This window comes from Anaerotaenia torta (assembly GCF_050433395.1).
Classification (GTDB): domain Bacteria; phylum Bacillota; class Clostridia; order Lachnospirales; family Lachnospiraceae; genus Mobilitalea; species Mobilitalea torta.
Window position 1 is genome coordinate 38,272 of sequence record NZ_JBNPXH010000013.1, and the last position, 14,925, is coordinate 53,196.

The following is a 14,925-nucleotide window of genomic DNA, read 5'->3' on the forward strand; positions in this document are numbered from 1 at the left end:
TGTGGGTTACTTTTCTACTCTTTATTCCTCAGAGCTGCCGCATCGTGCGAGATCCGTCTACATGTACCTGCATGACCGTGCCGATAAGGACGGCAAATGCTACCCGGCGATTAATACCATCGCGAAGGAGCTGAAGCTATCAAGGAGTACGGTAAAGCGTGCCCTTACCGATCTTGAAAAAGGGAGCCTTATTCGAAAAGAACAAAGGTGGCGTGAAAATGGCGGCAAGAGCAGCAATATGTTTTATCTGACGGAAGTGGATACCAGTTAATTAAAAAAATATGGCCGTCCCGCCAAGGGAAAGGTCTGACTTTCATATGAACCATGGAAGGGTTCATGGTGAACCGTCAAGGCGAATCTCTCACTTTAAGAGTATATAACGACAGAAAAAGAACAACAATATTATTAAATCTAATAGAGCGAATGTAGTTCTTATAGCTTCTGTTAGTGGCTGTGTAGGTTACTTATACTATAAGAACGAGAATCGTTCTGATAGGAGGTGCGTTGATGGATCTGAAAGCCATAGGACAACGAATTAAACAAGCCAGAGAAGCCAAAGGCTTAACTCAGGAACAATTAGCTGAGAAAGTTGCTCTCAGTGCTTCCCACATAAGTGTTATTGAGCGGGGAATTAAAGCGCCGAAACTGGAAACCCTTGTTGAGATTTTGAATATACTCAAAGTCGATGCCAATTTTATCTTGACTGATGTTTTGTCGGTATCGAATGAAATCGTATCGTCATTATTGTCCAACAAGTTATCAGCACTGCCTGAAACTCATCAGAAGAAGATACTGAGAGTATTGGATACGCTGATTCAAGAAATAAGCGAAATTTAGCCAGTCAAATGGAGGGTCGAGAGATAACTTTCGGCTCTTTTCGAGTTTACAGTTAGAAGCCCAGATAATTTAGTAAGAATAGGTCTTGAAGAACTACATTAATTCATGTAGAATTAGTTTTAGCGAAAATACAATAGTTAGATTACTGCAGTAATCATCAAAACATTACAAAAAAAGTATAGTGTTTCATATTTGAATTAGAACAATATGAACTTAAAAGGAGCAATAATAAGGGGAACCGGTGACGGGCCAGTAAATAATACTATGCAGTGTATAAGCGAATTATAGGTGTGGCAGGTAAAATCAGTTGCTTATCCTGAAGAAGGCGCCGAATAATGGGAATCGTAAAATAATCCACTAAACATGATCGGGTTGGAAAATGGTTTTGTTCTCCCCTTCTGCAGATTGGAGGAAAATATGCAAAGTAAATCGTACCAGCAAAAAATATACTTATCGGACAGGCTTAAAAGCCAGCTTGCCCAAATATCGTATTTTCCTTTGACTATCGTGGAGGCGCCATCGGGCTTTGGAAAAACAACAGCTGTAAGGGAATATTTGAAAGAAGCTCTTCCGGACGGTGCTAGACAATACTGGTATACCTGTCTGGGCGAGAATCCTTCGGTGGCTTGGGCGGGTATATGCGACTTGTTTTCCAACGTGAATAACGAGTTGTCGAAAAATCTGAAAAAGCTGGGGTTTCCTACAATGGATACGCTGATATATATATCAGCGTGCTTCAAAGATTTAAGCAGTTTTAAAGAGACGTATATAGTTGTCGATAATTTTCAGCTTCTTAAAAGCGATATTCTGCAGGAACTGATGGGTATATTATCTATGCACGGAAGCCCTCACCTGCATATGATATTCATCACCCAGCATCTTGGAATTAAAGCACATATCACATTTCATAATACCTTTATACATACTATAGAATCGTCGGCTTTTTTCTTTGATAAGGACAGCACCGCCAACTTATTTAAAATAGAGGGCATCCGACTTAATGACGATGAACTGAACAGTGTCTACGCAAGTACTGAGGGATGGATAGCCGCTCTTCGGCTACAGATATCTAATTATAAGCAGACCGGCTCTTTTGACTATACAGCAGACATTGACCATTTAGTAGAGACCGCTATCTGGAATCGACTTACACCTGAACAAAAGACCTGTCTGGTTTCATTATCTGTCATGGACAGCTTCACAGCACGGCAGGCTGCACTCATGCTGGGGGAAGAAACACTTCCTGACCATATCAAGGATTTGCTCAAATACAATGATTTCATAAGATACTTTCCAAGAGAAAGAATCTATGTAATTCACAGTATATTGCAGAACTATTTAAGGAATCAATTTTATCAATATCAGCCCGAGACGTTTCAAAAACGTGCCTTGCGCACTGCAGGACAATGCTGTATCGCCGAGTTAGAGTTCTACACTGCTGCACGATTCTTCTTCGAAGTCAGAGATTTTGATGCTATATTGTCCATACCGTTTAATGGCACATATCTCATTAATAAAAGAGAAGGCAATATAATTGAGTTTCTTATGGAAGTTATCAATGAATGCCCAGAAGAGACAATGTGCAAATACCCCTTTGTATTGCTCTTGTTTTCGTACATGCTGTGGATGGATGGAAAATATGAATCCTATCATAAATTATACCGACTTACTGACTTAGTCATAAAAAATAATCCGGCAGGGCTTAGTAAAGATGAGCTTCGGCTGCTAAAGGGGGAATTTTTGCTCCTTACGTCGTTCACCATATATAACGATATTAAGAAGGTAAATGAGGTGCAGAAGGCTGCCTATGAGTTATTAGGTGAATCCAGCAGGTTCAGCTTGAACGAGATACCAATTACACTTGGTGGAACCTCTGTTCTAAGCATGGTTTGGCGTGAGACTGGAAGATTGGATGAAGCACTTACGGATATGCAAAGACATTTGCCTTATCATTATAAGCTTACCCATAGTCAGGGGGTCGGATCGGATAGCGCATTACATGCAGAAATGATGCTCATGAGAGGTGACGATGTACAGGCCGAGATATTATGTCATAAAGCGCTATACCTGGCACGCAGCAAACAAGAAACTTGTATTTGTCTGTGCGCTGAGCAGGTTCTTGCCCGAATAGCAATCCTACGTGGAGATGTTGATGGCTTTTTTACCGCATTAGAGAATATTAAGGGCTATGCAAAAGAAAGCTCCAACCTATATATACTGCGCATGGTTGACATATGCTTATCGGTTATAAGTATCGCACTGGACACAACGGATATGGTTGCCAAATGGTTTTGCGATACAGAGAGTATAAGTAAAAAAGTGTATGCCCGGGCTGTCCCATATGTCAATATACTTTATTCACATCTCTTGGTTAGAGAAAACCGGCATGCCGAGTTATTAGGTCTGTCTGATAATACTATTAGCATGGCAAAAGAGATGAATTATATATTTCCACAGGTTTATAGCTTCATATTCAAGGCAAGAGTATGTTACAAAAACGGCCGTGAACGTGAAGCACTGGAGAATCTAGAAGAAGCATTCGTTCTAGCGCTTCCAGACAAAATTTATCTGCCATTTGCTCAATTTACATATATGGGCGACATCATTTCTAAAGCGCAGATTTGCCCTGTAGCACACCGCGACACTTTCACGGTATCTCCCAATTCTGATGAAGCAGAAAATCCTGTTCCATTCTCAAAAGTCGTAGAGACAATACCAGGATGGAAAGAGGACATTGATAATATTATGACGCTTTTTAATCGATACCATAAAGGCCGAACTATAATTTTAAATGCCCTTAATCAGGTGAAATCACCTCTAACCCCAAGAGAAAGAGAAGTCGCCATTCTTGCCAGGACCCGCTTGAGTCATAATGAAATTGCCGAGAAGCTATACATATCTAAAGCAACGGTGAGAACCATCTTATATAATGCATACAGTAAGCTAGGTATTCATTCAAAATCCGAACTATATAATATGGATTTCTAAAAAGCCAAATACGAAAATACGAAAAAAGCTCGTATGAAAAAAAGAACAAACTGCTGTATTCTTAAAGAACGGTAGGTCGTTCTTTTTTTGTATGAAAACGACTTTTATAAAGACACATGATCGCCTTAATAAACGTAAAGGAAGATATGCTATGACGCAAATTGATATGTTGAATCTTACAGAGCAGGAAGAAGATACGCTCAAAGGAAAATACCTTATTTTTTCGATTGGCAAAGAGCTCTATGGAATGGATATCCGGTATATCACTGAGATCATCGGAATCCAGCCGATTACCGAGGTTCCGGAGATGCCGGAATATATTCGCGGTATCACGAACCTCCGTGGAAAGCTTATTCCCGTTATGGATGCCCGGTGCCGCTTTAAGAAAGCTCTGCGAGAATACGATGCCAGAACCTGCATCATTGTGATTGAAACCAATGATATATCCATCGGGCTTATTGTAGACAGTGTCGCCGAGGTGCTGACTATGGATGAAAAAGATATAGCACTCCCGCCGGAGATAAGAAAGAAGAAACGCAAATACATTAAGGGCATAGGCAAAACAGGCGGCAACGTAAAGCTGCTGATCGACTGTGAAAAGCTTTTGTCTGATGATGAAGTAGAAACGCTCAGTTCTATGGCTTAATGCTTTGTAATGGAGGTGACTCATTTGAAATCTGGTTCAGATAAGGAAATAAAAGATACGAAAAAAGTTCGTATGAAAAATAACGAGTACTCTTCTATAATTGTTGATAGTGCATCGCAATCAGGAGAAGGTTATTTTAAAAGCGTAAAAGCTCTGCCGGAATACCAGTTGGAGGTTGAGATGGAAACCGGAACGATTATTTTGTTTGATTTTCGTTCCCGTCTAAATACTGTACGCTTTGGAAAACTCCGTGATGAGGAAATGTTTACAAGTGTACACACAGATGGTCTTCATCTGATTTTCAGTAAGAAAGGTAAGGTGCATTTGAAAATTGTCGCAAAGGAGTTCATGGATCTTGTGCTTGTTGACCGGACAAGACCAACACATATGATGCCCGAATGATTTATGTTGCCGGGCAATCAACGAAATAGTCATGAAATCTGCAATGAAAAGCGTATAGGTGAAATATCAAGAGCATCAAAATTTAGGAGGTAAGAAAACATTATGAAAAACCTATCCATCAGTAGAAAGCTTATTTTAGGTTTCGGAAGCGTTTTAGTACTTATGATTATAACTGTGATAGTGTCTGTGATTAGCATCAACAGAATAAGCGAGCAGACACAACTGTATGCGAAACATACCGTACCAGGTTTCCAGTATATGTATAAAATGCAAGTTGATATGCGCGCGGCCAGTCAATATATGTTAAATGCTATTGTTGAAGATGATAAGGCGGCCTCAAATGCAGCCTTGGAAAAGGCCAGTGAATGGGGTTCGGATTTTGTTACACAGAAAGACGCATTTATTGGAGTTCAAAGAAATGATGATTTAAATTCTGAAATTGAAAAAATCAATACAATTTTCCAAGATGCATCGGCGACTAGAGCCCAGATTACTGAATTGCTGGCCAAGCAGACCGAAGGAAGCGATGCCCAGGCACTTAAAATATATTTGGATAAGTATGAACCTGTTGTAGACCAAATTACTGATATTTTAGCCCAGTTAGAAGATGTAGCAAAACAACGGGCTGATAGTCAAAGTGCAGCTGTAACAAGTCTTATGGCATCGTCATGGATTTTACTTATTGTATCGGTAGTCTTATCGGTAGTCTTGACACTTATCATGACTTTTGTTATCAGAAAATCGATACTCACTCCGGTCAAAGAAATTGTGGATGTTTATGACGAGATGTCCAGGGGCAATATAAAGGACGTGCAAATTCGCTATGAAAGCAAGGATGAACTGGGCAAAATGGCTCAGAGCATCCGAAAGACCAATGCGTTTATCGTTTCGTATCTGCATGATATCTCGGAGAAACTCAAGCTGATGGCCCAGGGGGATATGCGAATCGATATAGATATGGATTATATTGGTGACTTCAAGGTAATCAAGAAGTCTTTGGAAGATACGGCTTCCTCTTTGAATCATACTCTGCAAACAATTAACACGGCAGCAGAGCAGGTCAGCACAGGAGCTTCACAAGTGGCAAGCGGAGCCCAGGCTCTTGCAACAGGATCAACGGAGCAGGCTTCCTCTGTGGAAGAACTAAGCGTTACTGTAACCAAGGTTGCCGAGCAGGCTGCGGCAAATTCTGAAAATGTTAAGGTAGCAACACAGTATGTAGAGCAGGCTGGTGAGGGTGTTGAAACCGGAAATGAACACATGAGGCAGCTTACTGAAGCTATGACGGAGATCAATTCCACGTCCAGCCAGATTGCCAATATTACTAAGGTTATTGAAGATATTGCTTTTCAGACTAATATACTCGCTTTGAATGCCGCTATTGAAGCCGCCCGTGCTGGGAATGCCGGAAAAGGCTTTGCGGTTGTGGCTGACGAAGTGCGAAACCTTGCCGCTAAATCAGCGGAAGCCGCAAAGCAAACGGCTGATTTAATCCAAGCCTCTGTCTCTACTGTGTCTAAAGGAACGCAAATAACGACACAGACAGCACAGGTTCTGTCGGATGTTCGAGAAAAAACTAAATTGGTAGTTGAAAGTATTATTAAAATTGATGATGCGTCTGCAGAACAAGCAGCGGCTATAGAACAAATCAAGCAGGGACTTAATCAGGTATCCTCTGTTGTGCAGACAAATGCCGCCACTGCAGAGGAAAACTCGGCGACCAGCGAGGAAATGTCTGCCCAGGCTGCCACACTCCATGAGGAAGTTGGCAAGTTCAAGCTCAATAATGGATATGAGAAGGACAGTTTTGCGTCTATCGCTCCCTTAAGAGAACCTGTAAAAGAGGGTCCGGCTTTGTTGGAGGTCGCAGCATCTCTCGGAAAATACTAAGGCGGCGTTGATAAGCATTTCGGAAAATATAATGCCAATAGAAGCCCGATAATGAAGCTCAAATCCGAGTTTCGGAATGGTGATGACAGCTACGGGATTAATGTGGCGGCTGTACGGGAGTTGCTTCCATACCGGACTGTTCAGCCGATGCCAAATGCATAGGCTTGTGTAGAATTAGTTATCTGACCCAGGAACAAAATTTTGTATGTATTTGAGCTTGGTAGATACTTAAGATGCCCTTCGCGGCACAGCAGAGACATGACATCATTATCATTGCCGAAGCCAATGCCAATGCAACCATGATGGTATAGGTAGACAGGCGGGGTTGCACTGATTATCTGATTAAATAAGCTGTCGGATATATCTGTTGTCATTCTCAGATAATCGACTATCGGTTGCATCCCTGCTGGAGTATGTATCCTTGTGGGAATGCAGCCGATTTTTCATTAAAGATTTGATAGTCATCGAAGATATTCCTTAATACAGAAGTAAAGAACCCTGACGGGTTTGAAGGAGGTAGCAGATTGGACAATTTTTCAAGCAATTCCATGCTGGACGTTTTTATATATGAAACCACTCAAAATATAGAGCAACTCGAAACGGCGATACTAACCAGTGAAAAAGCAGGCTGTTTTGCACCGCAGGCAGTGAACGAAATATTCAGGGTTATGCATACGATCAAGGGATCTTCCGCCATGATGATGTATAACAATATTTCATCGCTTTCTCATGTCATAGAGGATCTCTTCTACTTTATACGTGAAGAAAAACCTGAGAACATGGACTGTGCGCTCCTTTCGGATTTGGTTTTGGAGGGCGTCGATTTTATTAAGCTGGAGATGGAGAAGGTCAAAAATTCCGATAGCCTTGACGGAGATCCATCAGACCTGATTGAAAAAATCAAGGAATTTCTGTCCTCCATTAAAGGAGAACCGCAAAGCACAGATATTCCTAAGACAACCAAAAAAGAAGTCAACCAGCAATATTACTCGACCCCCGACAAAAGAGGCAAAAATACAGAACAAAAATGTTACGAAGCGGTCATTTATTTTGAAGGTGGCTGCGAAATGGAGAATGTCCGGGCTTTTGCTATCGTCCATAGCTTAAAAGATATTGTGGCAGATTTCAACTACTTTCCAGAGGATATCATCGAAAATCCTGAGAGTGTGAAGATTATACGGGAACAAGGCTTCAGAATAACGCTCAGAAGTGATAAAAGCATGAAGGAATTACATGATTTTTTAACGAGCAGCGCCTTTGTCCGAAATCTTGAGGTCACTGAGCTACTGGACAGCCAGACATCCGAGCAGGATTGCGTTGGTCAAGAAACTGCCATTCAGGAATCTCCCCTCAAAATAGCCAAGCTACAGGCTGAGGATTTAGGACAAGTTGAAAACAGAAGTTCGCATCAGAGTATTATCAGCGTCGATGTTATGAAGCTGGATAAGATGATGGATCTGATGGGAGAAATGGTAATCGCCGAGGCGATGGTCATGCAAAACCCTGAACTGCAGGTGCTTAAGCTGAATAGTTTCTATAAAGCCGCCCGTCAGCTTCATAAAATTACAAGCGAAATGCAGGACATGGTTATGTCCATACGAATGGTTCCCTTGGCGGCAACCTTCCATAGAATGCATCGTATTGTGCGGGATATGAGCCGGAAACTCAATAAAGAAGTAGGACTGATGTTAATCGGAGAAAACACTGAGGTTGATAAGAATATCATTGAGCATATTTCTGACCCGTTGATGCATCTTGTCCGCAATGCCGTTGATCATGGAATCGAAGCTCCTGCCGAAAGAATGGCCGCAGGCAAGCAAAAATCAGGACAGGTAGTACTGGAAGCAAAAAATGCCGGAAGTGATGTTCTTGTAACTGTCCGTGATGACGGTAAGGGCCTCAATAAGGAAAAAATCCTGAAAAAAGCCCGGGAGAACGCCTTACTGAGCAAACCGGAAAGTGAGATGACGGAAAAGGAAATCTACAACCTGATTTTCCTGCCCGGATTTTCCACTAACGACAACGTGACGGAATTCTCCGGCCGGGGTGTTGGCATGGACGTAGTGGTAAAGAACCTGGAAGCAGTGGGCGGTTCGGCATCCATAGACAGCATCGAAGGCTCCGGAACGGTAACAACACTAAAAATACCTCTTACACTGGCAATCATAGACGGAATGAACATCCGGGTAGGCGGCGCCAAATATACACTCCCTACAACATCCATTAAGGAAACTTTGCAAGTTAAGGAAAAAGATATTATTAAGGACCCTAACGGCAATGAGATGATTATGGTTCGCGGAGAGTGCTATCCTATTGTTCGCATCCATGAAATATTCTCAGTTGAAACGGAAATCACCGACCTGACCAAAGGAATTATGCTCATGATTGAGCAGGATGACAAGAGCATCTGTCTTTTCGCCGACGAGCTTTTAGGCCAGCAGCAGGTAGTCGTCAAGGCCCTTCCATCCTACATGAAAAACATACGAAAAGTGGAAGGACTAGCAGGCTGTACGCTCCTGGGGGATGGCAGCATCAGCCTGATTCTTAATATCGGCGGACTGATCAGCATGGAATCATAAACAATGTTTTATATAAAATAAAAAAGCAAAAGGAGGCTGTAAATAATGGCGCAGACTGACTTACTGGACTTTACGGAACAAGAAGATACGCTGAAAGGAAAGTATCTTATCTTCTCCATGGGGAACGAGCTGTATGGAATCGAGATCCGTTACATTACCGAAATTATTGGTATTCAGCCCATTACGGTAGTTCCTGAGATGCCGCAGTATGTAAAAGGAATCACCAATCTCCGGGGTAAAATCATTCCTGTTATGGACGCCCGGCTGCGTTTCAAAAAAGAAGTCAGAGAATATGACGACAGAACCTGCATTATTGTCCTTGATACAAATGATATTTCAACCGGACTGATTGTAGACAGCGTTTCAGAGGTAATCGCCATAGCTGACGAGGACATAGCGTCTCCTCCGGATATCAATAAAGGTGGTCTCAAATACATCAAGGGTGTAGGCAAGGCTGATGGAAACGTCAAACTGCTTCTGGACTGTCAGAAATTACTGACAGACGATGAGGTCGAGTTTTTTAGCTCCGTGACTTGATATGAAAACATTAAATTAAAAGCGACAAGGTTTGAGGGAGTACCTTTCGACCCTTCTTTCCTTTGTGAGGCGGGGGTGCAGTTTGTGAAAGCTATAAGTGAACAGGAATTCAGGCAATTTGCCGATTATATAAAAACCAATTATGGTATCCATTTCAAGGATGAAAAAAAGGCCTTGGTCGAGGGAAGACTCGGACATACACTGTCAAGCATGAATTTTACCAGTCTGACTGAGTACATGAGCTATGTGACTGCGGATAAAACCGGAAAAGCCGCATCCGATATGTTGGACAGGATCACAACCAACCATACTTTTTTCATGAGAGAACCAGCACATTTTCAATATTTCAGGGATATCGTGCTGCCTTATCTGGCTAAGACGGTAACGAATCGGGATCTGCGTATTTGGAGTGCAGCATGCTCCTCAGGAGAGGAACCCTATACGCTGGCAATGATTATTGATGAATACTTCGGTCCCAATAAAATGGGATGGGACACAAAGATACTGGCAACGGATATCTCGAAGGGTATTATCGCTGCCGCACAGACAGGTATTTACAGCCAGGAGAAGATGAAAGACCTGCCGAAGCACTGGAAAAAGAGATATTTCAAAGAACATGACTCGGGGAATTATATTCTGTCTGAGAAGATCAGGAATGAAGTAATTTTCAACAATATCAACCTGATGGATGCCACATACCCTTTCCGGAAGAAAATGCACGTTATTTTTTGCAGGAATGTCATGATTTATTTTGATAATGAAACCAAGGATAGACTAGCTGAACATTTATATGATATTACGGAACCCGGGGGCTTCCTGTTCATCGGACATTCAGAGGGGCTGAACCGTGAAAAAACGCGCTACAGGTATGTAATGCCTGCAGTTTACAGGAAGGAGTAGGGATACATGGAGATAGGGAAAAAAATTCGGGTATTGGTGGTTGACGATAGCATAGTATCTCGTGAAATGATCGTAAGGGGGATATCCTCCGATCCGAAGATCGAGGTGGCGGCTGTTGCAGCAGACCCTTTCGAGGCAAGAGATAAAATAGTTGAGGTTCGTCCTGATGTGATCACCTGTGATGTGGAAATGCCTAAAATGAACGGAATAGAATTTGCACGCTGGTTGCTGCCTCAGTGTTTTATCCCCATTATCATGGTAAGCGCGGTTAGCAGTACGGTTTTTGAAGCGATGGAGGCAGGTGTTGTAGATTTTGTTGCCAAGCCTGATAGCAGCTCACCTAAAGGTACGGAAGCTTTCATTAGAGATTTAATACCAAGGATAAAAACAGCTTCCATCGCCTCAAAAACCGCATGGCTGGAACGTAAAAGATCGACGCCAAGTGTTACAGGCAATATGGTACAGGACTCAGGCTGGATTATCGCTATTGGAGCTTCTACTGGCGGAACCGAAGCAATTTACAATATACTTCGGTTCCTTCCTCCCACTGTTCCTGGCATCGTAATTGTACAGCATATCCCTCCTGTTTTTTCAAGGATGTTTGCTGAAAGACTGGACAGCCAAACCTCTCTTAAAGTTAAGGAAGCGGTAAGCGGTGACTATGTGGAGACGGGTAGAGTTCTGATAGCGCCGGGAGATCAGCATATGAGGATTAAGAAAGTCGGTAAAAGGTATCAGGTTGAATGTTTCCATGCAGATAAGGTAAACGGGCATTGCCCGTCAGTGGATGTTTTGTTTGAATCGGTGGCTAAGGAAGCAGGCAGAAATGCGGTTGGGATTCTCCTGACAGGAATGGGCTATGACGGGGCCAAAGGACTTCTCAACATACGGCGTAAGGGCGGCAGGACAATTGGCCAGGACAAAGCTTCGTCCGTCGTGTACGGAATGCCGAAAGTAGCCTTTGATATTGGAGCTGTGGAAATGCAAATGGCATTGGAAAATATACCTCAAGCATTGTCGCAGTTGTTAGAGTAGGTGATTGCGATGGATTTGATAGTAGGAATGGGAGAATACATCGTAACCGATAACGAAGATGCCGTCATTAGAACATTTGCACTGGCCTCCTGTGTGGCAGTCACCGTCTACAGCCCCCTGAAAAAGGTTGCCGGAATGATCCATGTAGTTCTCCCTGCCCCATTGTACGACAGGGACGGGAAAAATCGCCCCAGTTATTTTGCTGAAACAGGGATTCCTTTGCTTTTAGATGCAATGTTCAGGCTGTATGGCTGCAGTAAGGAAGAACTTCAGGTTCAAATGTATGGTGGAGCGGAGTCGATGCTGAGTTTGGATATTTACAACATAGGAAAGAAAAACATTGATACCGTAAAGAAAACATTATCGGAAATAGGATTAGTAGTCCAAAAGACTGACCTTCGAGGAAATGATAGCAGAAGTATATCGATGGAAGCAAAAACCGGATTGGTGGTGGTTCACCGTCAACCGATTATCAATTGTGTAATATAAAAGTATAAGCATTTTATTCATAGAAAAGGTTTAGGTATTGGAAATCTCCTCAGTATAGATAAGGAAAAACGATAAAGAAAGGAAATTGTGCATGAATGAATATTTTGACAAAGGAATTGAGAGCATTTCCCCGTTTGGCTTTGGGTTTTTACAAATGGTTGCTAACGATTGCGGAAAGGCAATTGACTATATATTTCTGGATGTAAGTGCTGGTTTTCAAAAAATGATAGGCTTGCATCGGGACAATATCCTTGGGAAGAAGGCTTCCGAGGTCTTTTTAGGCAAAAAGCGCAAATTCGATTGGATCGAATACTTCAGAGGCGCTATCATTTCAAAGAAAATACATGAAATATCGAGGTATGTCGAAGTGCTCGACAGAGACTGCAATGTCATTGTTGTTCCGTCCGGTGGTGAGTGCTTTGCTCTCATCATTCGAGATAAAAAGGTTGACCTCAAGGTAAATACATACCAGAGCACTACCATCAACATGCTGCTGGCAGCTCTGCGCGAACAGTGCGAAGAGACAAAAGAGCATGCAAGTAGATTGGAGGCACACTGCCATCTCCTAGGCCTTCATTTTCAGCTTACATCTGAAGAAATGGAGGAGCTTTCATTACTGGCGGTTCTTCACGATATTGGTAAGATTGGCGTCAATCCTGCTATACTGAAAAAACCTGCGCCACTGACAAGCAAAGAATGGATTGAAATGAAACGTCACTCTGAGATAGGATGTCGAATTGTCAAGGAATTCCCGGATCTTGGGGCTGTGGCGAATTACATCCTTTTTCATCATGAGCGTTGGGATGGAAAAGGTTATCCATCGGGGCTGAAGGCTGATAATATTCCCCTTCCCAGCCGTATCCTTACCGTCGCAGACGCCTATGACGCAATGACCAGTGACCGGGTTTACCGAAAGAGCATGGGGATGGAAGAAGCTATCGCGGAATTAACAAAAAACGCCGGTATGCAGTTTGATCCGCAGATTGTAAGCATTTTTAAAAAAACAATTATGTCATAAAGATTTATGACTTTTGATAAACAATGGCAAGCAAAATATAAGAAAGGGATGTAAATATTATGTTATGGAAAGATAAATATGAACTTGGCGTTTCCCTGATAGATACGCAGCATAAAGAATTATTTAGGCGTGTCGAATCGTTTATGAAGACATTGCGCTCGGCGGATTCTTGGGATGAAAAAATCCCGCAGATAAATGAAACGCTTGAGTTTATGAAAAGATACGTTGTAGAGCATTTTCGTAACGAAGAAGAATATCAGCGAAGTATCAATTATCCTGGATATGAGGCTCATAAACAGCTACATACCGATATGGTCAATTATGTGCTGGAGGTTTCGGAACAATACGAATACTACGATTATAGCGAGGATTTGATGCAACAGTTTGGAGGTAAACTGCTGGCATGGCTGATTAACCATGTAGCCGCAGAAGATCAACTCATAGCGGACTATGCCATAAAGAAAGGGGTCGATGAAAATGATAGATAATCTTTACAAAGCATTTGTAGATGCAACACACAATGTGTTTAACTTGATGCTTGACCTTTCAGATATTACCGAGCATCCGGCAGAGGATTTCAGATGCGATGAGGAGATGGAAATCGCAATTGGCGTTTTTGGCGATCTTTATGGTGAGGTAATTTATCGCTTTCCAGCCTCGACGTCTCTTAGCATGATAAACATTATGAGCGGCATGCAGGTTGAAGTGGTGGATGCTTTCGTGGCCTCCGCTATATCCGAAATTGCGAATATCATAAGCGGTAATGTTCTTACAGCGCTTTCGGCAAGCGATATGAAATGTGATATATTGCCGCCGGTGCAACACAAGTCTGATGAAAACGAGGAATATGAACTGCAAACAAGTTGCTGCATTTCCACGACTGTTGGTGAGGTATGTCTTGAAATAAGATTGAATCGGTCTTGATTGAGAAATAAGCTAAAAGCAGCGGACAGAAGCAGAAGTGAATGTATTTGTTAGTTCAAAAGACACACGAAATCGCGCAAATAAAATATTCAGCTCCAGGAACATAAAAAGGACTATTATCATGTTACGGAAGCAGCAAAGGAGCTAACCCATGAGAAAAACATACAGATACATTCATTGTTGAACGTAAAAACAGGCAGTTCGGAATAATAAGGTCATAGACTGCCTGCTTTTGTTTCCGACAGAATTTGCGAATTTGTGAAGAGCCGGGAGGACGGGAAAGGTTGCCTATCATAAGATAGAAAATTCCAAATATTATTGCAAAAAAAGAATATAGAGAAAAGGGCAAACCCATTAAAAGATGGGGACGCAAAGCCATAGGGTCTAAGGTGTGGATTACACTATGATAGCCTGGCTGCCAAAGCGGTGATACAAGCCTGCCCTTTCCCAATGGTGGGCTTGTGTAGTATCCGCGTGCCTTGTTGGATCTATTTGGATATCAGATACATGGCTTTCGCTCATTGCCCAAGCGAAAGAGGTACTCATATGTATTTTATCTGTATCCGTTTTTTTTCGGGGGCCGAAATAAAGACAGAACAATTTTTAAGTTCGGTCTGTTATTAACTCATAAAATATTTGAAAAGCCGGTAATTTGTCATGGACAAATTACCGGCTTTTTC

14 protein-coding genes and 1 riboswitch are annotated in these 14,925 nt (G+C 42.2%); all 14 genes read left to right on the forward strand.

What is annotated here, in order from left to right; all coding sequences use genetic code 11:
- Position 1 precedes the first annotated feature (1 nt).
- The 14 genes from HNQ56_RS19290 to HNQ56_RS19355 all read left to right on the forward strand — a co-directional run bounded on the left by HNQ56_RS19290 (position 2) and on the right by HNQ56_RS19355 (position 14,245).
- Positions 2–271: a helix-turn-helix domain-containing protein gene (locus HNQ56_RS19290; protein WP_429149514.1), complete on the forward strand. Its 270-nt coding sequence runs from the start codon at positions 2–4 to the stop codon at positions 269–271.
- Positions 272–507: 236 nt separating this feature from the next.
- Positions 508–837: a helix-turn-helix domain-containing protein gene (locus tag HNQ56_RS19295; RefSeq protein ID WP_429149516.1), complete on the forward strand. Its 330-nt coding sequence runs from the start codon at positions 508–510 to the stop codon at positions 835–837.
- A gap of 417 nt (positions 838–1,254) precedes the next feature.
- Positions 1,255–3,825: a LuxR C-terminal-related transcriptional regulator gene (locus tag HNQ56_RS19300; RefSeq protein ID WP_429149518.1), complete on the forward strand. Its 2,571-nt coding sequence runs from the start codon at positions 1,255–1,257 to the stop codon at positions 3,823–3,825.
- Between the two features lie 151 nt (positions 3,826–3,976).
- Positions 3,977–4,471, forward strand: a complete 495-nt coding sequence (locus HNQ56_RS19305) for a chemotaxis protein CheW (RefSeq protein WP_429149520.1) — start codon at positions 3,977–3,979, stop codon at positions 4,469–4,471.
- Between the two features lie 24 nt (positions 4,472–4,495).
- Positions 4,496–4,873: a hypothetical protein gene (locus tag HNQ56_RS19310; RefSeq protein WP_429149522.1), complete on the forward strand. Its 378-nt coding sequence runs from the start codon at positions 4,496–4,498 to the stop codon at positions 4,871–4,873.
- A 102-nt stretch (positions 4,874–4,975) separates the two neighbouring features.
- Entirely contained in the window at positions 4,976–6,763 is a 1,788-nt protein-coding gene (locus tag HNQ56_RS19315) for a methyl-accepting chemotaxis protein (protein ID WP_429149523.1), read from the forward strand.
- Positions 6,764–7,287: 524 nt separating this feature from the next.
- Entirely contained in the window at positions 7,288–9,342 is a 2,055-nt protein-coding gene (locus HNQ56_RS19320; protein ID WP_429149525.1) for a chemotaxis protein CheW, read from the forward strand.
- A 45-nt stretch (positions 9,343–9,387) separates the two neighbouring features.
- On the forward strand, positions 9,388–9,879 hold the full coding sequence (locus HNQ56_RS19325; protein WP_429149527.1) for a chemotaxis protein CheW: 492 nt from the start codon (positions 9,388–9,390) through the stop codon (positions 9,877–9,879).
- A gap of 84 nt (positions 9,880–9,963) precedes the next feature.
- A complete protein-coding gene (locus tag HNQ56_RS19330) occupies positions 9,964–10,779 on the forward strand; it encodes a CheR family methyltransferase (RefSeq protein WP_429149528.1) in 816 nt (271 codons plus the stop codon).
- Positions 10,780–10,785: 6 nt separating this feature from the next.
- A complete protein-coding gene (locus HNQ56_RS19335) occupies positions 10,786–11,814 on the forward strand; it encodes a protein-glutamate methylesterase/protein-glutamine glutaminase (protein ID WP_429149530.1) in 1,029 nt (342 codons plus the stop codon).
- A 9-nt stretch (positions 11,815–11,823) separates the two neighbouring features.
- A complete protein-coding gene (locus HNQ56_RS19340; RefSeq protein ID WP_429149532.1) occupies positions 11,824–12,303 on the forward strand; it encodes a chemotaxis protein CheD in 480 nt (159 codons plus the stop codon).
- A gap of 91 nt (positions 12,304–12,394) precedes the next feature.
- On the forward strand, positions 12,395–13,321 hold the full coding sequence (locus tag HNQ56_RS19345) for an HD-GYP domain-containing protein (RefSeq protein ID WP_429149534.1): 927 nt from the start codon (positions 12,395–12,397) through the stop codon (positions 13,319–13,321).
- A gap of 59 nt (positions 13,322–13,380) precedes the next feature.
- Positions 13,381–13,809 (forward strand): bacteriohemerythrin, encoded by a 429-nt coding sequence (locus HNQ56_RS19350; protein ID WP_429149536.1) that lies wholly within the window; start codon positions 13,381–13,383, stop codon positions 13,807–13,809.
- Positions 13,793–14,245, forward strand: a complete 453-nt coding sequence (locus HNQ56_RS19355; RefSeq protein WP_429149537.1) for a chemotaxis protein CheX — start codon at positions 13,793–13,795, stop codon at positions 14,243–14,245. The genes HNQ56_RS19350 and HNQ56_RS19355 overlap by 17 nt, the downstream gene beginning before the upstream one ends.
- A 334-nt stretch (positions 14,246–14,579) precedes the next feature.
- Positions 14,580–14,668, forward strand: a riboswitch (cyclic di-GMP riboswitch).
- Positions 14,669–14,925: the final 257 nt, after the last annotated feature.

Coding starts and splice junctions, on each gene's coding strand:
- HNQ56_RS19300 (WP_429149518.1), top strand. CDS start 1,255: ATGCAAAGTAAATCGTACCAGCAAAAAATATACTTATCGGACAGGCTT.
- HNQ56_RS19350 (WP_429149536.1), top strand. CDS start 13,381: ATGTTATGGAAAGATAAATATGAACTTGGCGTTTCCCTGATAGATACG.
- HNQ56_RS19335 (WP_429149530.1), top strand. CDS start 10,786: ATGGAGATAGGGAAAAAAATTCGGGTATTGGTGGTTGACGATAGCATA.
- HNQ56_RS19345 (WP_429149534.1), top strand. CDS start 12,395: ATGAATGAATATTTTGACAAAGGAATTGAGAGCATTTCCCCGTTTGGC.
- HNQ56_RS19295 (WP_429149516.1), top strand. CDS start 508: ATGGATCTGAAAGCCATAGGACAACGAATTAAACAAGCCAGAGAAGCC.
- HNQ56_RS19340 (WP_429149532.1), top strand. CDS start 11,824: ATGGATTTGATAGTAGGAATGGGAGAATACATCGTAACCGATAACGAA.
- HNQ56_RS19315 (WP_429149523.1), top strand. CDS start 4,976: ATGAAAAACCTATCCATCAGTAGAAAGCTTATTTTAGGTTTCGGAAGC.
- HNQ56_RS19355 (WP_429149537.1), top strand. CDS start 13,793: ATGAAAATGATAGATAATCTTTACAAAGCATTTGTAGATGCAACACAC.
- HNQ56_RS19325 (WP_429149527.1), top strand. CDS start 9,388: ATGGCGCAGACTGACTTACTGGACTTTACGGAACAAGAAGATACGCTG.
- HNQ56_RS19305 (WP_429149520.1), top strand. CDS start 3,977: ATGACGCAAATTGATATGTTGAATCTTACAGAGCAGGAAGAAGATACG.